The sequence below is a fragment of the Pseudomonas rhodesiae genome, assembly GCF_007858255.1.
GTDB classification, from domain to species: domain Bacteria; phylum Pseudomonadota; class Gammaproteobacteria; order Pseudomonadales; family Pseudomonadaceae; genus Aquipseudomonas; species Aquipseudomonas rhodesiae.
On record NZ_VFEU01000002.1, the window covers coordinates 102,884 to 122,411 of the forward strand.

General features: G+C 62.4%; 15 protein-coding genes. 6 read left to right on the forward strand and 9 right to left on the reverse strand.

Going from position 1 to position 19,528, the window contains the following annotated elements; translation table 11 throughout:
- Nucleotides 1–45 precede the first annotated feature (45 nt).
- The 7 genes from FIV35_RS02740 to aspA form a co-directional block, all read right to left on the reverse strand.
- Nucleotides 46–1,137 carry a polyamine ABC transporter substrate-binding protein gene (locus FIV35_RS02740; protein WP_034139853.1) on the reverse strand — a complete coding sequence of 364 codons (1,092 nt, stop codon included), beginning with the start codon at nucleotides 1,135–1,137 and terminating at the stop codon, nucleotides 46–48.
- Nucleotides 1,134–2,168 (reverse strand): histone deacetylase family protein, encoded by a 1,035-nt coding sequence (locus FIV35_RS02745; protein WP_034139852.1) that lies wholly within the window; start codon nucleotides 2,166–2,168, stop codon nucleotides 1,134–1,136. The genes FIV35_RS02740 and FIV35_RS02745 overlap by 4 nt, the downstream gene beginning before the upstream one ends.
- Nucleotides 2,169–2,300: 132 nt before the next feature.
- Nucleotides 2,301–3,293, reverse strand: a complete 993-nt coding sequence (locus tag FIV35_RS02750; protein WP_034101534.1) for an AraC family transcriptional regulator — start codon at nucleotides 3,291–3,293, stop codon at nucleotides 2,301–2,303.
- Between the two features lie 62 nt (nucleotides 3,294–3,355).
- Nucleotides 3,356–7,957 carry a coiled-coil domain-containing protein gene (locus FIV35_RS02755; RefSeq protein WP_034139851.1) on the reverse strand — a complete coding sequence of 1,534 codons (4,602 nt, stop codon included), beginning with the start codon at nucleotides 7,955–7,957 and terminating at the stop codon, nucleotides 3,356–3,358.
- Between the two features lie 107 nt (nucleotides 7,958–8,064).
- Nucleotides 8,065–9,042, reverse strand: coding sequence for an asparaginase (locus FIV35_RS02760; protein ID WP_034115473.1), 978 nt, complete (start codon nucleotides 9,040–9,042; stop codon nucleotides 8,065–8,067).
- Nucleotides 9,043–9,119: 77 nt separating this feature from the next.
- The gene (locus FIV35_RS02765; RefSeq protein WP_034139850.1) at nucleotides 9,120–10,571 is read right to left on the reverse strand and encodes an alanine/glycine:cation symporter family protein; all 1,452 of its coding nucleotides are present in this window, start codon (nucleotides 10,569–10,571) and stop codon (nucleotides 9,120–9,122) included.
- 391 nt (nucleotides 10,572–10,962) lie between these two features.
- Nucleotides 10,963–12,387 carry an aspartate ammonia-lyase gene (gene aspA, locus FIV35_RS02770; protein WP_034101530.1) on the reverse strand — a complete coding sequence of 475 codons (1,425 nt, stop codon included), beginning with the start codon at nucleotides 12,385–12,387 and terminating at the stop codon, nucleotides 10,963–10,965.
- A 182-nt stretch (nucleotides 12,388–12,569) separates the two neighbouring features.
- On the opposite strand from aspA, the gene FIV35_RS02775 reads away from it, so the two are divergent.
- The 5 genes from FIV35_RS02775 to FIV35_RS02795 all read left to right on the forward strand — a co-directional run bounded on the left by FIV35_RS02775 (nucleotide 12,570) and on the right by FIV35_RS02795 (nucleotide 16,363).
- Entirely contained in the window at nucleotides 12,570–13,478 is a 909-nt protein-coding gene (locus FIV35_RS02775) for a LysR substrate-binding domain-containing protein (RefSeq protein WP_034139849.1), read from the forward strand.
- 330 nt (nucleotides 13,479–13,808) lie between these two features.
- Nucleotides 13,809–14,300, forward strand: coding sequence for a 5-(carboxyamino)imidazole ribonucleotide mutase (purE, locus tag FIV35_RS02780; protein ID WP_003195648.1), 492 nt, complete (start codon nucleotides 13,809–13,811; stop codon nucleotides 14,298–14,300).
- 11 nt (nucleotides 14,301–14,311) lie between these two features.
- On the forward strand, nucleotides 14,312–15,397 hold the full coding sequence (locus tag FIV35_RS02785; RefSeq protein ID WP_034139848.1) for a 5-(carboxyamino)imidazole ribonucleotide synthase: 1,086 nt from the start codon (nucleotides 14,312–14,314) through the stop codon (nucleotides 15,395–15,397).
- Between the two features lie 106 nt (nucleotides 15,398–15,503).
- On the forward strand, nucleotides 15,504–15,749 hold the full coding sequence (locus tag FIV35_RS02790; RefSeq protein WP_005792540.1) for a GlsB/YeaQ/YmgE family stress response membrane protein: 246 nt from the start codon (nucleotides 15,504–15,506) through the stop codon (nucleotides 15,747–15,749).
- 77 nt (nucleotides 15,750–15,826) lie between these two features.
- Nucleotides 15,827–16,363 carry a DUF3299 domain-containing protein gene (locus tag FIV35_RS02795; protein ID WP_034101528.1) on the forward strand — a complete coding sequence of 179 codons (537 nt, stop codon included), beginning with the start codon at nucleotides 15,827–15,829 and terminating at the stop codon, nucleotides 16,361–16,363.
- 57 nt (nucleotides 16,364–16,420) lie between these two features.
- Here FIV35_RS02795 and FIV35_RS02800 read toward each other — a convergent pair whose 3' ends face one another.
- Together FIV35_RS02800 and FIV35_RS02805 are read right to left on the reverse strand one after the other, a co-directional pair.
- Nucleotides 16,421–17,320 (reverse strand): D-hexose-6-phosphate mutarotase, encoded by a 900-nt coding sequence (locus tag FIV35_RS02800; protein ID WP_034139847.1) that lies wholly within the window; start codon nucleotides 17,318–17,320, stop codon nucleotides 16,421–16,423.
- A gap of 57 nt (nucleotides 17,321–17,377) precedes the next feature.
- Nucleotides 17,378–17,782 carry an acyl-CoA thioesterase gene (locus FIV35_RS02805; protein WP_003176975.1) on the reverse strand — a complete coding sequence of 135 codons (405 nt, stop codon included), beginning with the start codon at nucleotides 17,780–17,782 and terminating at the stop codon, nucleotides 17,378–17,380.
- 399 nt (nucleotides 17,783–18,181) lie between these two features.
- Between FIV35_RS02805 and FIV35_RS02810 the strand changes: the two genes are divergently transcribed.
- Nucleotides 18,182–19,471, forward strand: coding sequence for an MFS transporter (locus FIV35_RS02810; protein WP_034115470.1), 1,290 nt, complete (start codon nucleotides 18,182–18,184; stop codon nucleotides 19,469–19,471).
- Nucleotides 19,472–19,528 lie beyond the last annotated feature (57 nt).

Genomic DNA, 19,528 nt, shown 5'->3' on the forward strand with positions numbered 1-19,528 from the left:
ACTTCAGTAAAGGACAGTTCGCACATTGCCCAGGTGGCGGCCGGCTCAGGTGCCGGACTTGATCTTGGTCCAGGCCCGCGTCCTGGCGCGCTCGGCCTTGTTGTCGAGGGGTTTTAAGGTGTACAGCGTGGCCATCGCCGCCTCAGTGGGATAAAGGTTGGGGTTGTTGCGGATCGCCGGGTCGACCTGCTCGGTGGCGTCCTTGTTCGGGTTGGGGTAACCGACGAAATCGCTGATTGGCGCGATCACTTGGGGTTGCAGCAGGTAGTTGATAAAGGTGTAGGCGTCCTGCGGGTTTTTCGCGCCTTTGGGAATGGCCAGCATGTCGAACCAGATCGGTGCGCCTTCCTTGGGCAGGCGCATGTCCACGGTCACGCCGTTATTGGCTTCCTTGGCGCGGTTGGCGGCCTGGGAAAAGCTACCGGAGTAACCCACGGCCACGCAGATATCGCCATTGGCGATGTCGGCCATGTATTTGGAGGAATGGAAGTAGGTGATGTAGGGGCGGATTTTCAGCAGCAGCGCTTCGGCCTTTTCATAGTCCTTGGGGTTCTGGCTGTTGGGGTCCAGGCCCAGGTGTTGCAGGGCCAGGGGCAGGATTTCCGAAGGCGAGTCGAGCAGGGCGACGCCGCACTGCTTGAGCTTGCTGATGTTTTCCGGCTTGAAGATCAAGTCCCAGCTGTCCACCGGCGCATCGTCGCCCAACGCCGCCTTGACCTTGGCCGGGTTGAAGCCGATCAGGATGGTGCCGTACATGTAGGGCACGGCGAATTTGTTGCCGGGGTCGTTGGCCTCGATCAGCTTCATCAGCTTGGGGTCCAGGTGGTTCCAGTTGGGTAACTGGCTGCGGTCCAGAGGCTGGAACACGCCGGCTTCGATCTGTTTGGCCAGAAATACGTTGGACGGTACCACCACGTCATAGCCGGAGTTGCCGGTCAGCAGCTTGGCTTCCAGGGCTTCGTTGGTATCGAAGATGTCGTAGATCAGCTTGATCGCCGGGTTGGCAGCCTTGAAGTCATCCAGCGCCTTGGGCGTGATGTAGTCGAACCAGTTGTAGACCCGCAGGGTTTTTTCTTCGGCGTGCACGGCGCTGCTCGCCACGGCGGCGCAGAGCAACAGAGACTTGAATATGTTCATTCGGCTGACCCCTCAAAACCTTCGAGAACGTTGACGGCATTGATGCCGATTTCTTCCACCGCATAACCGCCTTCCATCACGAACAGCGTCGGCTTGCCGAGTTGGGCGATACGTTGCCCCATGGCCAGGTAGTCCGGGCTGTCGAGCTTGAACTGTGAGATCGGGTCGTCTTTGAACGTATCGACCCCCAGCGACACCACCACAATATCGGCGCCATAGCCTTCGATCTCGGCGCAAGCGCTGTCCAGTGCAGCGCTCCAACGCGCCCAGCCGGTGCCGGCCGGCAATGGGTAATTGAAGTTGAAGCCTTCGCCCGCGCCTTCGCCGCGCTCATCGGCATACCCGAGGAAAAACGGGAACTCGGCTTGCGGGTCGCCGTGGATGGAGGCGAAGAGCACGTCGTTGCGGGCGTAGAAAATCGATTGGGTGCCATTGCCGTGGTGGTAATCCACATCGAGGATCGCGACTTTGCGATGGCCCTGGTCGAGGAACGCCTGGGCGGCAATGGCTGCGTTATTGAGATAGCAATAACCGCCCATGAGGTCGGCGGCGGCGTGGTGACCGGGCGGGCGGCACAAGGCAAACGCACTGTGGGCACCGTTTTGGATCGCCTGCTGCGCGGTGAGCGCCACTTGCGCCGCGCTGTATGCCGCCTGCCAGGTGCCGGCGGTGATCGGCGCGCCGCCGTCGAAGCTGTAATAGCCCAATTGCCCGTGCAGGCTGGTGGGCATTACCTGGCGCAACGTGCGGGCGGGCCAGGTGTAGGGCAGCAAGTCGCCCTCATGACCCGACAGGGCCCAGCGTGCCCACGCGCCTTTGAAGAATTCCAGGTAGGCCGGGTCATGAATGCGTGCCAGCGGCGCCAGGCCAAAGTCGTGGGGCGCCTGCACTGGGCCGAGTTCGCGTTGCTGGACTCGCTGCAATACATGGTCGGCGCGGGAGGGCATTTCGAAACAGGGCATCAGTTGCCCATCCATCAGTTCGCAGCGGCCGTGGTGCAGGTGATGATCGTCCGAGTAGATCGTCAGCATGTTGTTGTTCTCGCGGGCTGAGGGTGATGCCTTGCAGTGTTGCCGGGCCGGCGCGGCAAGAGAACGACAGGAGCGGCCAAAAGGGGATAAATATGGCCAGGCGCGCTGTCCAGTCTGGCCTCTTTTGCCCCTTCATGGCCGGAACTGGCTCGGCGCGACCCCGCTCCAGCGCACGAAGGCATGTCGGAAACTCGCGGTTTCACTGAAACCCAACTGCTCGGCGATGCAGTGGATCGGCATCGCATCCTCTGCCAACCATTGCTTGGCGCGCTCGAACCGCAATTCGTCGAGCAACTCCTGGTAGCTGCTGCCCAGATCGTGCAGGTGCCGCCGCAAGGTGCGTGACGAGCAGTTCAGCTGTTCGGCCAGCCGATCCAGCCCCGGCGCGGCGTGCAGTTGCGAGGCCAGTAACTGGCGCACGCGCCCCAGCCACGCCTGGCGCCCGGTGAATTCGGTGTTCTGTTTGCGGCAGCGTTCGGCCATGGCGCGATGGGTGATGGCATCGGCCAGCGGCAACGGTTGATCGAGCCAGTGACGGTCGAAGGCAAACGCGTTGCCGGCGGCCTGGAACTGCAACGGGCAGGTGAAACGTTCGCGGTAGCGTGCCTGATAGGCCGGCGCCGGATAGTCGAAGCGCGCCCCCAACAGTGGCAGCGGCTGGCCGAGCAGGTCGTCGCAGATGACTTTGAGCGACACCAGGCACAGCTCGATATTGAACGCGGCCAGCGCCGGGTCTTCCCGATAATCGCTGGCAGTGAACCAGATCCGTTGGCCGTCCTCTTCAAGGCTCAGCTCGAAAAGTGTTCCCAGCAATGCGGGGTAGCGCAGCGCCAGGCGCAAAGCGTCACCGAAGGTGGCACTGGTGAGCAGCGCATAACCCAGCATGCCGTAGGACGACACGTGCATGCGCTGGCCCAGGTCCAGCCCCAGGTCGCGGCGCAGCGCTACGGCATTGGCGCAGACCCGCATCTCCTGACGCGTGGTGATTCGCGTGTCGGGCTGGTGCAGGTCCGCGCTCGCAATGCCGCTGCCGGCCAGCAGCACCTGCTGATGGATGCCGTCGGCGCTGAAGGCGTCGAGTACCAGCGAAACGGCGTTGAGGGTGGTCAGGTGCGAGTGCAGCATGGGGTAAGTCCCTGGGACGATTGCCAGAAGCGAGCAATTCCCATGCCGCGTGCAATGCCCGATCAGAGGTTGAAGAACAACCGACGGGCTTGCTCCAGATTGATTTCGCTGCGGTAGTAATCCAGCCGCTGCTGCGCGTTCAGCCCATTGACGGTGTCGGCGGCCAGCCCCAGACGGCGCTCGGCCGGGGTTTTCAACCGAGCGGAAATAAACGCCTTGGCCGGCGTCCATGACGTTGAGTAGTGGAAGTGGGCGTACCAGAGCACTTCATGGGTGGTGCGATCGGCGACGGTGTATTCATCCAGGTAATCGGGCTTGGCGCTCTTGAGTCGACGGCGGCTCATGGTTTTCTTCAAAGTGACTTTGTGGCGTTGCAGCAGCCAATCCACACCGGCGATGGTCGGCGGCTTTTCGCGGATCATGCGCAGCATATGTTGCGTGGCCTCTTGGTAGAGTTCGGCGGTGGCCTCTTTGAGTTTGCGGCTGAGAATCGCGGCGGCGCGGTGCTGGTCGGCGGTAAGGCTGGCCGACGCCAAGCCATGCTCGATGGCCTGGTCGGTCTCTTCCAGCCGCAGGGCGTGCTGGTGGTACAGGTACTCAATGCCCATTGCGGTGCGGGTGGGCTTGGCCGCCTGTTCGTCGGCGCGGGTCTTGAAGCTGTGCAAATCGTCGAGAAACCCCTTGGCTTTATCGAGGGCAACCTGGATATCCGGCACGGCGGGCGGCGTTGGCGTCGGTGTGCTGATGCGCTGCACGTACACATCCTGACCTTTCTGGTGATAGGTCGCGATCACCTGCTGTGTGATCGGCGACTTGATATCCACCAGGCCGGTTTCCAGTCCGACCGGCGTCAAGCGCGGTTCGCCGATCAATACGCCGTTGTAGCGGGTGTGGATGAATTTCATCTTGGGCTTGGGCGGCGTGGGCGGCGGCGTGGGGCGGCTCCTGAGGGCATCGCGGTCCAGGTGCAGGAGGGCCAGTTGCACCTGCGTGTCTTGTGAGTATTGGCGTATTTTGCTGCGCAAACTGGCCAGCTGCTCGGGAATGATGGCGTCGGCAAAATCTTGCGGCAGGTCTTCGAGGCGCTCATCGATCACGGCAAATTGTTCGATCAGACTCCCCAGCGCCTCGATGCGCTCATCCAGGCGTGTTTCGCTGCGCTCGTGCAAGGTGTCGCGCAGGGCCTGGATCGCGATATCGGCGGCATTGACGATCTGGTCCAAGGCCTCCCACGCATCGGGCGCGCTGCTCAGCGAGGCTTCACGCATGCACAGGTTGCGCGCCATGGTCACTTGCATGGCCCGTAGATCGCTGCTGTTGTAGGCGGGTAGGCGTTTTTTCCGTTCCTGGATCTGGCGCAGCCCTTCGGAGGGCAATTGGCGTAACTGTTCGAAGCGCGACTGCACGTAGTCCAGGCGTTCGATCATGTCTCGGTTCATTTCGGTGAGGGTTCGAGCGTCTTCGATATGTCGCTCTTGGGGTGCATGAGCCTGGCGTTCGATCTGGTCCAACACGCGGCGGAACACCGGGGTAAAGCTGCGCTGGGTCTCGCTGATGCTGGCTTCGGATAAATCCAGCTGTGCCTTGAGGTAGGCCATGGCCCTGGGCTGGTAATCGGGCAAGGGGTCAAACACGTTCAGTTCTTTGAGCTGTTGCAGTGCGGTTTCATAGTCCGCGCGCTGGCTGGCGAGCTTTTGCAGGTAAAGCTGGCGCTTGGCCTCGGTCGAGGTGCCGGGGGCATCGGTCATGGCTGTGTGCGCTTGCTGCAATTCAACCTGTGCGGTTTTTTTGGCTTTCTCGAAGGCTTGCAGTTTGTCGCGCAGTTGCTTGGCTCTTTCCGCGGCTTCAAGGCTGGCTCGCTTGATCGCCCGTTTGGGGCCACCACCGCGCAAGCGCAAGCGGGTATCGATAAACCATTGGCCGGCGGCATTGTGCACCAGCATCGGCCCGCTACGTTCCGGTTGTTTCGGATCGACGATGTGCACCGGCTCGTCCGGTTGAGCCGAGACCTGAAACCAGCGTGCGCCCACGGGCACGTAATAGTGCTGCCCTGAACGGTAGAGGTGCTGATAAGTACCGGCTTCGGCGATGGGAGCACTCAGGTCTGAGGGCTTATCCACTTTGAAGCGGTCCAGGACGGTGCCGAGTTTTTCGGGCAGGCGATTGACGGCGCCGAGGATGTTCAGCGGGGATCCACGTTCGGTCAACGGGTCGCTCGCCGGGGTGGCAAGCACTTGTTGGATGACGAGTTTCTTGACTGGCGGTTCCGCCTCCGGCCCCCGGCGCGCTGCCAGTGTCGGGCCTATACGCGAATGGCGTGTGGCGATGTGCAGGGTGATCGCCAGGCCGAGGTTGAGCAGCACGTCGGTGAGGGTGGCTTGTTGCGTCGCGGTGTCGTGTTGCTGTTCGGCCTCGGCCAATTGCTTGAGTTGATCGAGGATCTGCCAAATCCACGCCGCGGTGCCAAGCGTCGGGCTGAGAAAGGGCAGCACGGCATTGAGCAGGGTCCAGCCGGCCTGCTTGAACGTTGCCCAGCGGCTTTCGGCGTTGGACACCGACGTGCGGTCCGCCAAGGCGATCAGTGCCTGCGCGTTGGCATTGAACAACGTCCCCAGCAGGTCGCCGTTCAACACGGTGTTGGCCAGGGTCATAGGGCCGCTCAGGGTCCAGAGTTTATCGGGCTCGACCAGGTACTCGGCAACCGCCCACGGCGACGGCAGGTCCCCTGGGAATACGTAGTTGGCGTAGTCCTCGCGCACCGCGTCGGGCAGCCAGGCCAGGACCGAGCTGCGCAGCGATTCCGATTGCGCGATCGCATAGATCAGGTTGGCGGGCGAGGCGTATTGAACCAGCGGTGGGTCGAACAGTGGGCGATACAGCAGGCAGGGGCCGGCCGTGAGGCTTTGCGGGCCGATCACGTACATGTTTTCCACCGTGTCATACGTGCCATCCGTGCGGCGTTTGGGCGCGAACGCCAACGGGCGCATGACAATCGTCTGGTTATCGACTTTGCGCTCGTGGGCCTCGGCATTCATCAGCGCGGCGATGTAACGGTAGCCTTGCTCGTCGATTCCGTTCTGTTGGCGAAGTTTGCTTTGCAGCGCCATCAGCGGCAGTTGGATACGCACCTGTTCGGTGTACAGATTCCTGCGCCGCGCAGCTTCCTGGCGAATATCCACCAATTGGGCTTTGATCAGCTCGGGGTAGTTCTTGCCGATATCCACCTCTTGAATCAGTTGCTCTACGTAATCGACGGTCAGCCAGGCGGGCAGCTGTGCGCCGTTGGGCAGTTGAACCGTCTTGGTGCCCAGGGGCAGTGCGATCAAGTTCTGCAGCGCCAGCTCCACCAGGGTAAAGGTGGTGGTCTCGGTGGCGCCGGGCACGATGAACGTGCCCCAGGTGACGACGCTTTGCACCCTCACCACGACTTTGTCCAAGGGCAGATGCTGGGCGTCCGGGTGGTCAATCAGCACCTGTTGCCTGAGCTGGGCCAGGGCGTACTCCTCGATGCCGGGGATGCCATCGAGGTAGGACTGGCCGGCATGCTGGCTATTAAGGGCCGCGAGGTCTTTGAGGTGCCGCGCGTAGTTGTTCAAGTCTGCGGTGGAGCCGGCGCTCAGCCAGTCGGGCAGGGCATCGCGATACCACTCCAAGCCTGGGCCTTTCTGCGCCGCCGCATCATCCGCGCCAGGGGTTGAGTTCAACGCGCTGTTGATCCGGCTGGGGCTGCCCTGGCGCAGATCGGAGAAATCCATCGCGCCAACGGCGTCCACCTGTTGAGCGATGAAGGTGCAGGCCAGGTAATCGAAAAAGTGACCGTCGGGCTCATACAGGCGCCATTGCAACCCTGACAGCTGTGCCTGTGGCCCAACGTGATCGGGCAATGACTGGCCTAACTGCTGCAAAGAATCGAACTTCTCATAGCCCTTGAGCAGGGAGTAACTGAGGATGACCGGGCGCCCTTGAACCTGCCCCGACAGCACCGCGAACATCAGCGGAGTGAACCCCTGTGCCGATTCGCCATGCAACTGCTGGACCTCGACGATGCTGGCGGTGCTGGTGTACGGGTCGTCGACCTGCCGAGTGGCGCGCTCGGGCAAGCGGAACAGCCGACGTGCCATGGCGTGGTCGGTCTCGTCCCAGCCTTCGACGTTTTGCACGTTCCAGCCATTGCGCAGGGTGCTGGACAGTTCCTGCCAGCGCGGGCCCAGGGTATTGCTCTCGTTCCAGTACTCGACCAGGTATTCCTGAAACACACTGAGCATCACCGGGGCACGGGTGTTGAGGATTTTTGCGATGTCGGTCATGCGCACGGGCAAATGCACCGGCGGGTCGGTCACCGGTTGGCGGGTGAGAAAATGTTCGCCCTCGATACACAGCGCCGGTACGGCAAGCACTGCCTGGCGCGCCAGCAGATCGCTCAGCGCGTGATAGTCGGGCGGCCCGGCCACAAGTTCATCGCCTACCAGGGTCCAGGTTGGCGACCCCATCAGGGTGCTGCCGGGGTCGATGTTCAGGTTCGGATAGTGTTCGTTCAGCGCCTGGCGCAACGTTGCGGTGGCGGCTTCGCGGAAGGAGGGGCCTGCATAGAACTGCGCGATCAGCTCCAGGCTGGGGTCATTGCCCGTGGGTTGTTGCGTGGAAGTGGAGGTTGAAGAGGTCATGGGGGCATTCCTGTGGTGCCGGCTGATGGAAAACACCCGAGCGAGGGCTCGGGTTTTCCATGCTAGGCACCGCCAGGTCAGCGGCGGGAGTGACTATGTATCGGACGTCAGCTCAGTTCGCCGCACAGGTCCAGTTCGACCAGACGACGGACCTCGGCAGTGGGCAGCCCCGCCCCGAGCAGGGCGTTGAGCTTGCCGAACGCCGCCTCACGGGTCATGCCGCCACCGGACAGCACACCGACGCCGCGCAAGCGGCTGCCAGCTTCATACACGTCCAGTTCTACGCCGCCTTCATGGCATTGGGTGATGGCCACCACCACCACGCCCTGATTCTGTGCGCGCTGCAGGCTGGCGAGGAAGGCCGGATTGTCGCTGGGCCCGGTGCCGCTGCCGTAGCATTCCAGGATCAGCGCTTGGATGCCGCTGTCGATCAGGCTGTCGAGCAGCGCCGCCGAAAGACCGGGCACCAGAGGCAGCACGCCGACGTTCGCCAGCGCCTTGGGCTGGCGATAGCCCAAGGTATCGGCAATGGCATCGACCTTGGCTGCGCCGCCCTGACGCTGTAGCGCGGCGAAAGGGTGACGGCCGAAGCTGCGGATTTTCGCGCAGCGGGTCGGCGCCATCAGCGCGCCGTGGAAGTACAAATGCACGCCCGGTGCCAGGCCCGCGCCCAGCGCCAGCAGGGCGCCGCGGACGTTTTCCCAGGCATCGCTGTCGGGCACGCCCGCCGGCAGCATGGAACCGGTGAACACCACCGGCGCCGGCAGGCCCAGCAGTTGGAACGCCATGGCCGCCGCGCTGTAGGCCAGGGTGTCGGTGCCGTGCAGGATCAGCACCGCGTCGCAGCCGTCGTCCACGGCCTCGACCACGGCGCAGCGCAGGTGCTGCCAGTAGGTCGGGGTCATGTTGGCGCTGTCGATCAGCGGGGACATTTCACGGAAGCGCCAGGTAGGCACCTTCACGTCGGCAAACTGTTCGCGCATGCGCGCTTCGAAACCCGACGCGGGCGCCAGGCCGTTGGCGCTGGCCTGCATGCCGATGGTGCCGCCGGTGTAGAGCACCATGATGTTGTTGGCTGGGGACATCGAGAATTCTCCTGAACGAAAAACGCCGCCGGGCCCCGAGCATGCCCAAGGCCGGGCGGCGTGTCATCTACCTACGCTCAACGTTGCGTTTGAGCGTTCAGTTCAGCGCTCGCTTGAGCGGCTGGCTCGGACTTGACCGGGTTGGCCGGCCAAGCCTTGCGATCCAGGTCCAGGTCCGGGAACTGGCTGGAGTCGAACACCGGGGTCTTGATGCCCGCTGCGCGCTGGTCGTCGTAGTCCTTGAGGATGCGCATGGCGATCTTGAACAGGAACGCCAGGGCGAACAGGTTGACGAACGCCAGCATGGTCATGGTGATGTCAGCGAAGGCGAACACGGTGCTCAGGTTCTCGATCGAACCCCAGAAAATCAGCACCAGTACCAGGGTGCGGTAGCCCATCAGCACTTTGCGGTTGTTGCCCACCAGGAAGCGCAGGTTGCTCTCGCCGAGGTAGTAGTTGTACATGATCGAGGTGAACACGAACAACGCCAGGGCTACCGAGATGAACATGCGGCCCCAATCGCCGACCACTGCCGCCAGGGAGTTCTGGGTCAGGGCAATGCCGTCGCCTTCAAAGCCTGGGGTGTAGAAACCGGAGAGCAGGATCAGCAGCGCGGTGCAGGTGCAGATCACGAAAGTGTCGAGGAACACGCTGAATGCCTGGACCACGCCCTGGGCGATCGGGTGCTCAACCGAGGCAACTGCCGCCACGTTAGGCGCACTGCCCAAACCGGCTTCGTTGGCGAACACGCCGCGCTTGACGCCCATGATGATGGCGCTGCCCACCAGGCCGCCGAAGGCTTGGTCGAGGCCGAAGGCGCTCTTGACGATGGTCGCGAGCATGGCCGGTACGTGGTCGAATTGCAGCACGATCACGTACAGAGTCACGGCGATGTAGACCAGGGTCTTGACCGGCACCAGCAGGTCGGCGATCGACGCGATGCGCTTGATCCCGCCGATAAACACCAGGCCCAGCAATATCGCCAGGGCCAGGCCGGTGTAGGTGGTGTCCAGGCCGAAGGCGTTGTTCAGCGAGTGGGTCACGGCATGGGCTTGCAGGCCGTTGAAGGCAAAACCGAAGGTCACTAACAACAGGAACGCCATGACCATGCCCAGCCAGCGTTTGTGCAGACCGTGCTGGATGTAATAAGCCGGGCCGCCACGGAAGGTGCCTTCCGCGTCTGTACGCTTGTACAACTGGCCGAGGGAGCACTCGATAAAGCTCGAAGACATGCCCACCAATGCGGTGACCCACATCCAGAACACGGCACCCGGGCCGCCGAGGGTAACGGCAATGCCGACACCGGCGATGTTGCCGGCACCCACGCGCCCGGCGAGGCTGAGCATCAGCGCCTGGAACGAGCTGAGCTGGCCGGCACTACTCTTGAGGCTGTCGCGAAACACCGAAAACATGTGGAAAAAGTGGCGTAGCTGTACGAAACGCGAGCGGATCGTGAAATAACCGCCGAGCCCGACAATGAGCACGATCAGTACTTTCCCTGAGAGGAAGTCGTTGATGACTTCGAGCATGGAGTGTTCCTCGCTGATTTTTCTAATGGCAAACGCAGGACGGCTCAAAGACGTCGCATCGCACCAGGCAGTGCGCGACGGTTCGACCCCAATCCTTTTGCGGGTTGTTATTCATGCGGTTTCGCGGATTTCCGGGCGTCGTTACCGACAGCCGCAGACGCGAAGAGGGGCGGCACTATACCTAGGCGAACGTGATCCGTCTGCTCGGGCTGATTAAAGGTTTCAGCCAAGCTGTTGCAGGCAAGGTGGGTTTGCAGGGCGATATTGGATTTTTTATGGGCTTCATTTCACAACCTTGAGGCAAAAAAAAGGGCCTGAAGAACGAGCCTTCAGGCCCTCAAAAGGTGAGAGGTGTCTAGTCCCTCAACCTGGTGAGCGGTGCATCTAACGCTTAGGCCTTCAGCGGGACCAAGCGTGGGGCAATCATGTTTTCGGGGCGCAGGATGTCGTCGAGCATGGCGTCGTCGAGCAAGCCTTCTTCGCGCACCAGTTCCAGCACACCGCGGCCGCTTTCCAGGGCGATACGCGCAATGCGGGTGGCGTTTTCATAGCCGATGTACGGGTTCAGCGCGGTGACCAGGCCGATGGAGTGCTCCACCAGTTCGCGGCAGCGGGCTTCGTTGGCGGTGATGCCGACGATGCAGTGCTCGCGCAGCATGTCCATGGCGCGTTGCAGCAGGCGGATCGAGTCGAAGATCTTGAAAGCGATCAGCGGCTCCATCACGTTCAGTTGCAGCTGGCCGCCTTCGGCCGCCATGGTCAGGGCCAGGTCGTTGCCGATGACTTGGAACGCCACCTGGTTGACCGCTTCCGGAATCACCGGGTTGACCTTGCCGGGCATGATTGAGCTGCCTGGCTGGCGTGCCGGCAGGTTGATCTCGTTGATGCCGGTGCGTGGGCCGCTGGACAGCAGACGCAGGTCGTTGCAGATCTTCGACAGCTTCACCGCAGTACGCTTGAGCATGCCGGAGAACAGCACGAAGGCGCCCATGTCGGAAGTGGCTTCGATCAGGTCGGCCGCCGGAACCACGGGCTGGCCGCTGATGACGGCCAGGCGCTGTACGGCCAGGGCCTGGTAGCGCGGGTCGGCGTTGATGCCGGTGCCGATGGCGGTGCCGCCCAGGTTCACTTCGGTCAGCAGCTCTGGCGCCAGGGTTTTCAGGCGGGCCAGGTCTTCACCGAGAGTGGTGGCGAAGGCGCGGAATTCCTGGCCGAGGGTCATCGGCACGGCGTCTTGCAGTTGGGTGCGGCCCATTTTCAGCACGTGGCTGAACTCTTCGCCCTTGGCGGCGAACGCCTGGATCAGGCTGTCGAGGCTGGCCAACAGCGCGTCATGGCCCAGCAGCAGACCCAGGCGGATCGCGGTCGGGTAGGCGTCGTTGGTCGACTGCGCCATGTTCACGTCGTTGTTGGGGTGCAGGTACTGGTATTCGCCCTTCTGATGGCCCATGGCCTCCAGCGCGATGTTGGCGATGACTTCGTTGGCATTCATGTTGGTTGAAGTGCCGGCGCCGCCTTGAATCATGTCCACCACGAATTCTTCGTGGAAATCGCCGCGGATCAGACGGGCACAGGCTTCGCTGATGGCAGCGTGCTTGGCTTCGCTGAGCTGGCCCAACTCGCGGTTGGCATCAGCGGCGGCTTGCTTGACCATTGCCAGGCCGACCACCAATTTCGGGTAATGCGAAATCGGAACGCCCGAGAGGCGGAAGTTGTTCACCGCTCGCAGGGTTTGGATGCCGTAATACGCTTGAGCGGGTACTTCGAGTACGCCAAGCAGGTCTTTTTCTGTGCGGAATGATGCAGCGGAGGACATGACGGAAATCATCTCGATATGGACCCGGGCTAAGCCGGAACGCTGTGAATCCTAGGCTTCTGGACGTTTCAGGGCCAATGCTGTTAAACACTATCCTATGCACAAACGGCATAATGGGCGTGTGACCCGGCTAACGTGGCGGGCGTGTGTGCCAAAATGGTGCATATCCGTGGGAGGAAGTGATGAACCTTGAGAGCAAATGGCTGGAAGACTTCAGTGCCCTGGCGGCGACCCGCAGCTTTTCCCAGGCGGCGGAGCGGCGCTTCGTCACCCAGCCGGCGTTCAGCCGACGCATCCGCAGCTTGGAAGCCGCGTTGGGCCTGACCCTGGTCAACCGCTCGCGCACTCCCGTGGAACTGACGGCGGCGGGGCAGTTGTTCCTGGTCACCGCGCGCACCGTGGTCGAGCAACTGGGCGAAGTGCTGCGCCATTTGCATCATTTGGAAGGCGGGCAGGGCGAAGTCATGCAGGTGGCGGCCGCCCACTCCCTGGCGCTGGGGTTCTTCCCACGCTGGATCGCGCAACTGCGCAACGAAGGCCTGAACATCGCCACGCGGCTGGTGGCCACCAACGTCGGCGATGCCGTGCATGCCCTGCGTGAAGGTGGCTGTGATTTGATGCTAGCGTTCTACGACCCGGACGCAGCAATGCAGATGGACGCCGAAATCTTCCCGTCCCTGCACCTGGGCAACACCGAAATGCTGCCGGTGTGCGCCGCCGATGCCAACGGCAAGCCGCTGTTCGATCTGGAAGGCGAGGGCAGCGTGCCGTTGCTGGCCTACAGCGCCGGTGCCTTCCTGGGCCGCTCGGTGCATTTGCTGCTGCGCCAGCGCGCCTTGCGCTTTACCACTGTGTACGAAACCGCCATGGCCGACAGCCTCAAAAGCATGGCGCTGGAAGGCTTGGGTATTGCGTGGGTGCCGCAACTGAGCGTGCGTGCCGAACTGGCCCGCGGCGAGTTGGTGGTCTGCGGCGGGCCGCAATGGCATGTGCCGCTGGAAATTCGTCTGTACCGCTGTGCGTTGGTGCGTAAGGCGAATGTGCGGTTGTTGTGGCGTAAGTTGGAAGGTGGGGCGGCGCAGAATACTTGAGCCAACACAGATCAAACGTGGGAGCTGGCTTGCCTGCGATAGTGGTGTATCAGCCGACATTTCAGGCACTGACCTTCCGCCATCGCAGGCAAGCCGGCTCCCACAGGTTTTGTAGTGTTTTCGCTGACCTGAAAGTCAATAAAACCGCCGGTTTGCGCCACTGGACAGATGATCGTTCCAGGGGCTGTTTATCTGAATTATTACGGTATACTGCGCGGCCTTCGGCCGGTCCAACCGGCCACCATTCGTACAACAAGCCACGCCGGATTTCCCGCGTGGCTTGTTGTTTTTTGACGCGCCTGCGGGCGCCCAGAGAGAAGAGGCACGACGATGAGTGCATTGGTTGGCGTGATCATGGGCTCCAAGTCCGATTGGTCCACCCTTAGCCACACCGCCGATATGCTGGAAAAACTCGGCATTCCGTACGAAGTGAAGGTGGTCTCTGCCCACCGCACCCCGGACCTGCTGTTCCAGTATGCCGATGAAGCAGAATCCCGAGGCATCGAGGTGATCATCGCTGGCGCCGGCGGCGCAGCGCACCTTCCCGGCATGTGTGCGGCCAAGACCCACCTGCCGGTGCTCGGCGTGCCGGTGCAATCGTCGATGCTCTCGGGCGTGGATTCGCTGTTGTCCATCGTGCAGATGCCGGCCGGCATCCCGGTGGCGACCCTGGCGATCGGCAAGGCCGGCGCGATCAACGCCGCGTTGCTGTCTGCCAGCATCCTGGGCGCCAAGCACCCGCAGTTCCACGCGGTGCTGAAAAAATTCCGTGCTGAACAGACAGACAGCGTGCTGGACAATCCAGACCCACGCATCGCCTGAGGTTGTAGACCATGAAGATCGGTGTAATCGGTGGCGGCCAGCTGGGCCGCATGCTCGCCCTGGCGGGCACCCCGCTGGGGATGAACTTCGCTTTCCTGGACCCGGCGCCGGACGCCTGCGCCGCGGCCTTGGGTGAGCATCTGCGCGCTGACTACAGCGACCCGGATCACCTGCGCCAACTGGCCGACGAAGTGGACCTGGTGACCTTCGAGTTCGAAAGCGTCCCGGCTGAAACCGTGGCCTTCCTGTCGCAATTCGTGCCCGTGTACCCGAGCGCCGAAGCCTTGCGCATCGCCCGCGACCGTTGGTTCGAGAAAAGCATGTTTAAGGACCTGGGCATCCCGACCCCGGACTTCGCCGATATCCAGTCCCAAGCGGACCTGGAAGCCGCCGTCGCCCGCATCGGCCTGCCGGCCGTGCTGAAAACCCGCACCCTGGGTTACGACGGCAAGGGCCAGAAAGTGCTGCGCACCGAAGCGGATGTGATTGGCACCTTCGCTGAACTGGGCAGCGTTGCCTGCCTGCTGGAAGGCTTTGTGCCCTTCACCGGCGAGGTCTCACTGATCGCCGTGCGCGCCCGCGATGGCGAAACCCGTTTTTACCCGCTGGTGCACAACACCCACGACAGCGGCATCCTCAAGCTGTCGGTAGCCAGCACCGATCACCCATTGCAGGCCCTGGCCGAAGACTATTCCAGCCGTGTGCTCAAGCAACTGGATTACGTCGGCGTGATGGCGTTCGAGTTCTTTGAGGTCGACGGTGGCCTCAAGGCCAACGAGATCGCCCCACGCGTTCACAACTCCGGGCACTGGACCACCGAAGGCGCCGAGTGCAGCCAGTTCGAGAACCACCTGCGGGCGGTAGCAGGCTTGCCGCTGGGCTCCACGGCCAAGGTGGGCGAGAGCGCGATGCTCAATTTCATCGGCGTGGTCCCGCCGGTAGAGCGCGTGATTGCGATCGACGACTGCCACCTGCACCACTACGGCAAGGCCTTCAAGGCCGGGCGCAAGGTCGGCCACGCCAACCTGCGTTGCCAGGACCGCGCGACGCTGCAGGCGCAGATCCTCAAGGTCGAAGCGCTGATCGCCGAGCAATAAGCCTCGGCACGGCGGGAACCATTGGGCCCCGCCGTCTCTCTGAATGCAGGGTGGTAAAGCCTGGCTAGGCTTTGCCATGACACACATTCATTCAGAGGGAAATGCCATGGGTATCATCGGAACCATTTTTATCGGCCTGATCGTCGGTCTGCTCGCGCGTTTCCTCAAGCCTGGCGACGACAGCATGGGCTGGATCATGACCATCCTGCTCGGTATCGCCGGCTCCCTGGCCGCGACTTACGGTGGCCAGGCGCTGGGTATCTATCAGGCAGGTCAAGGTGCTGGCTTCATCGGTGCGCTGGTCGGCGCAATCGTCTTGCTGGTGATCTACGGCCTGATCAAAAAGAAGTAATCAGCCGACAAAGTCCTCTGCGCTGCGCAGGCGCAGAGGGCTAGAATGCTCGGCACTTGTACTTGCCGAGCCTCTCCATGCGCCGTTTTCTATTGATTTTTCTCCTGCTGGGCACTGGCCTGGCACACGCCGGCGAACTGCCGGAAACCGACTGGCTCGACCTGATGCCGCTGTCGGACCAAAAGGCCCTTGAGGCCATGCCCGAGATCGATCACAACTCCCCCGAAGCCCAGGGCACCTTTACCGACAAAGGCGGCTTGAAGCAGAGCAAAGGCTTGCCGGCGGTGATGTATTCCACCAAGACCGTGGCCGCCATGAACGGCAAGAATATCCGCATCGGCGGTTACCCGGTTCCGCTGGAAACCGACGCCAAGGGCCGCAGCACGCTGTTCTTTCTGGTGCCGTACCCAGGGGCCTGCATTCACGTACCGCCACCGCCGCCCAACCAACTGGTGCTGGTGCGTTATCCCAAGGGGTTGAAGCTGGACGATATCTACACGCCGCTGTGGGTGACCGGCACGTTGAAGGTGGAGACGGTGAATAACGATTTGGCCGACGCGGCCTATGCGCTGGATGCGGGCAAGGTGCGAGTAGTCAAGGAATCCGATCTCTAAGCCGCAATACCATCAATGTGGGAGGGGGGTTGCCCCTTCCCACATTGGGTTCTTTATCTACAGCGCGATGCCGGTGATGCTTACGCCCAGGGTATGGCGTTCGTTCGGCGCCAGCGTTACCACATCGTCCAGCACGTTCGCCGTCTCGATGCACAGCATGTTTTGCCAGCCGTCATCGGCCATATCGTCGAAGGCTTTGGCCCGCTCGGTCCAGGGGTTCCAGATCACTGTCGATTTAGAGCCCTGGGCCGTGAGCTGGATGCGGCGCTGCCAGTCTTTGTCGACGATGCTCACCTGCGCGGGCGTATCGAGGTAGATGCGGTCGGTCTCGGCGTTGAAGCGCAGCGGGCCGGACTGGGTCTTACTGGTCCAGCCGTCGGCGGTGTCGATATATGTCGTGCCGTCCAGGCCTTCGACCTGAACCTGGCGCACATCGCTGACGGCGAAGTAGGTATGCAGCGCCTGGCTCAGAGTCACGGTGTCGGTGCCGCGGTTGTGGCTGGTCAGGCGGATGTGCAGTTGCTCGTCCAGCAGCAGGCTCAGGGTGAGATCGACCTGATGGGGCCAGCCGGGGAAGCCGCCCGCAGGTACCGGTAGCCCCAGGTCGATGCGCAAGGCGTCGCCTTCAAGCTCGGTTCCGGCCAATTCCCAGCGTGCGGTGCGCGCAAACCCGTGAGCGCCGGCCGGTTGGTCACTCTGGCGCATCGCTTTGACGCTCTCGGGGTTGCGGTCGAAAACGCCAAACCATGGCCAACACACCGGCACGCCGGTACGAATGCCTTTGCCCTGCTTGAATACCGCTTCGGGGTTCGGCCAGATCAACGGCTGCTCACCATCGCGCTGGTAGCTGAAGATATGCGCACCCTGCCGGGCCACCTGCAGCTCGGCGCCGTTGTGGCGGATGCGCCAGCAGTCCAGCTCGTCGATTGTCACGGTTTCAACGTGGGGCGTAGGCATACGAAGCACTCTCAATGGCAGGTAATGGGGCAATTGACCGTCAAAACCCGATGAGGTTTAACGCGCGCGCGACGGTACCGAACGCGTGCGGCCGCTGCCGTCGATGGCGACGAACACGAAGACCGCCTCGGTCACCTTGCGCCATTCGCTGGACAGGGGGTCGTCGCTCCACACTTCGACCATCATCTGGATCGAGCTGCGGCCGATTTCCAGGGCCTGGGTGTAAAAGGACAATTGCGCGCCCACCGCCACCGGCACCAGGAACGCCATACGATCGATGGCTACCGTGGCCACACGCCCGCCAGCGACCTTGCTGGCCATGGCGGTGCCGGCCAGGTCCATCTGCGCGACCAGCCAGCCGCCGAAGATGTCGCCAAAGCCGTTGGTTTCACGCGGAAGCGCAGTGATTTGCAGGGCGAGATCGCCTTGCGGGATAGGATCTTCTTGTTCGAGTTCGATCATGCCGAGGGTGCCTCTGACCCGTGACGCTTCATGGGTATTTCAAGTGGATAGCCGTCTTCTGGAAAAACGTTTCAGCACCATACCCCGCCTGATGCGTTTCTCGTAAGGCGTACTAAAGGGAAACTCTGCCAAAGCGGCTGGGTGGCGCCAACGTCGTTTTGGCACAGCAGCCCTCAAGACTGCGGGTCTGGCGCGTGCAAGGGCCGAGTATATCGACACCCATGCGCCGCGACGACCTCCCGGCGCTCATTTGGTCGGCATTTAGCGGCTGTAATGCGGCTTTTTCCGTCAACTGTGCTTCTGGTGTGCTTTTCCAGGCGATTTGCTATCTTGCCGAACCCGTCCTGGCGCAGCCAGCACCTGGGATCTGCCGTTCTGACTAATAAGAGAAGCCTTGCCATGTCCTCCGTGCCCGCAAGCAGTGCGCAACCCTCGCGCCCGCTGACCCGCAACGACTACAAAACCCTGTCGCTGTCCGCCTTGGGCGGGGCGCTGGAGTTCTACGACTTCATCATTTTTGTGTTTTTCGCCACCGTGGTCGGAAAACTCTTCTTTCCGGTCGACATGCCCGAATGGCTGCGCATGATGCAAACCTTCGGCATCTTCGCCGCCGGCTACCTGGCGCGTCCGCTGGGGGGCATCATCATGGCGCACTTCGGCGACCTGCTGGGGCGCAAGAAGATGTTCACCTTGAGCATCTTCATGATGGCCGTGCCGACCTTGATCATGGGCTTGCTGCCGACCTACGCGCAGATCGGCTTGTGGGCGCCGCTGTTGTTGCTGCTGATGCGCATCATCCAAGGCGCGGCAATCGGCGGGGAGGTGCCGGGAGCATGGGTATTTGTGTCCGAGCACGTGCCGCCACGGCATATCGGCTATGCCTGCGGCACCCTGACCAGCGGCCTGACCGCCGGTATTCTGCTGGGGTCGCTGGTGGCCACTGCCATCAACACGCTGTATAGCCCGGAACAGGTGTCGGATTACGCCTGGCGTATCCCGTTCCTGCTCGGCGGTGTGTTCGGCCTGTTGTCGGTGTACCTGCGTCGCTGGTTGCATGAAACGCCGATTTTTGCCGAGATGCAGCAACGCAAGACCCTGGCCGCCGAGTTGCCGTTGCGCGCGGTGCTGCGCGATCACCGTGGCGCCATCGTGCTGTCGATGCTGCTGACCTGGCTGCTATCGGCCGGCGTGGTGGTGGTCATCCTGATGACGCCGACCGTGCTGCAGACCATATATCACTTCAGCCCCACCGTGGCGCTGCAAGCCAACAGCCTGGCCATCGTGACCCTGAGCCTGGGCTGCATCGCCTCCGGCGCCCTGGCCGACCGCTTCGGCGCCGGGCGCGTGCTGACCGCCGGTTGCGCGTTGCTGCTGGCGACCTCCTGGACGCTCTACCACAGCCTTCTCGACCACCCCGACTGGCTGTTCCCGCTATACGCCCTGACCGGCCTGTTCGTCGGCACCATCGGCGTGGTGCCTTACGTGATGGTCAAAGCTTTCCCACCGGTGGTGCGCTTCAGCGGCCTGTCGTTCTCCTACAACGTGGCCTACGCAGTGTTCGGCGGGCTGACGCCGTTGGTGGTGTCGCTGCTGATGAAGGAAAGCCCGATGGGCCCGGCGTACTACGTGGCCGTGCTGTGTGTGATGGGGATCTTGGTGGGCGGGTATCTGTGGAAGCGTGGGCGCTGATCCCTGCTGATATGCACCGATAACCTGTGGCGAGGGAGCACGCTCGCCACAGGGTTT

Excerpts from the sequence above, each read along its gene's own strand:
- FIV35_RS02760 (WP_034115473.1), bottom strand. The coding sequence starts at position 9,042 with ATGTCCCCAGCCAACAACATCATGGTGCTCTACACCGGCGGCACCATC.
- FIV35_RS02750 (WP_034101534.1), bottom strand. The coding sequence starts at position 3,293 with ATGCTGCACTCGCACCTGACCACCCTCAACGCCGTTTCGCTGGTACTC.
- FIV35_RS02740 (WP_034139853.1), bottom strand. The coding sequence starts at position 1,137 with ATGAACATATTCAAGTCTCTGTTGCTCTGCGCCGCCGTGGCGAGCAGC.
- FIV35_RS02785 (WP_034139848.1), top strand. The coding sequence starts at position 14,312 with ATGAAGATCGGTGTAATCGGTGGCGGCCAGCTGGGCCGCATGCTCGCC.
- FIV35_RS02775 (WP_034139849.1), top strand. The coding sequence starts at position 12,570 with ATGAACCTTGAGAGCAAATGGCTGGAAGACTTCAGTGCCCTGGCGGCG.
- FIV35_RS02795 (WP_034101528.1), top strand. The coding sequence starts at position 15,827 with ATGCGCCGTTTTCTATTGATTTTTCTCCTGCTGGGCACTGGCCTGGCA.
- FIV35_RS02790 (WP_005792540.1), top strand. The coding sequence starts at position 15,504 with ATGGGTATCATCGGAACCATTTTTATCGGCCTGATCGTCGGTCTGCTC.
- FIV35_RS02765 (WP_034139850.1), bottom strand. The coding sequence starts at position 10,571 with ATGCTCGAAGTCATCAACGACTTCCTCTCAGGGAAAGTACTGATCGTG.
- aspA (WP_034101530.1), bottom strand. The coding sequence starts at position 12,387 with ATGTCCTCCGCTGCATCATTCCGCACAGAAAAAGACCTGCTTGGCGTA.
- FIV35_RS02755 (WP_034139851.1), bottom strand. The coding sequence starts at position 7,957 with ATGACCTCTTCAACCTCCACTTCCACGCAACAACCCACGGGCAATGAC.
- purE (WP_003195648.1), top strand. The coding sequence starts at position 13,809 with ATGAGTGCATTGGTTGGCGTGATCATGGGCTCCAAGTCCGATTGGTCC.
- FIV35_RS02745 (WP_034139852.1), bottom strand. The coding sequence starts at position 2,168 with ATGCTGACGATCTACTCGGACGATCATCACCTGCACCACGGCCGCTGC.
- FIV35_RS02810 (WP_034115470.1), top strand. The coding sequence starts at position 18,182 with ATGTCCTCCGTGCCCGCAAGCAGTGCGCAACCCTCGCGCCCGCTGACC.
- FIV35_RS02805 (WP_003176975.1), bottom strand. The coding sequence starts at position 17,782 with ATGATCGAACTCGAACAAGAAGATCCTATCCCGCAAGGCGATCTCGCC.
- FIV35_RS02800 (WP_034139847.1), bottom strand. The coding sequence starts at position 17,320 with ATGCCTACGCCCCACGTTGAAACCGTGACAATCGACGAGCTGGACTGC.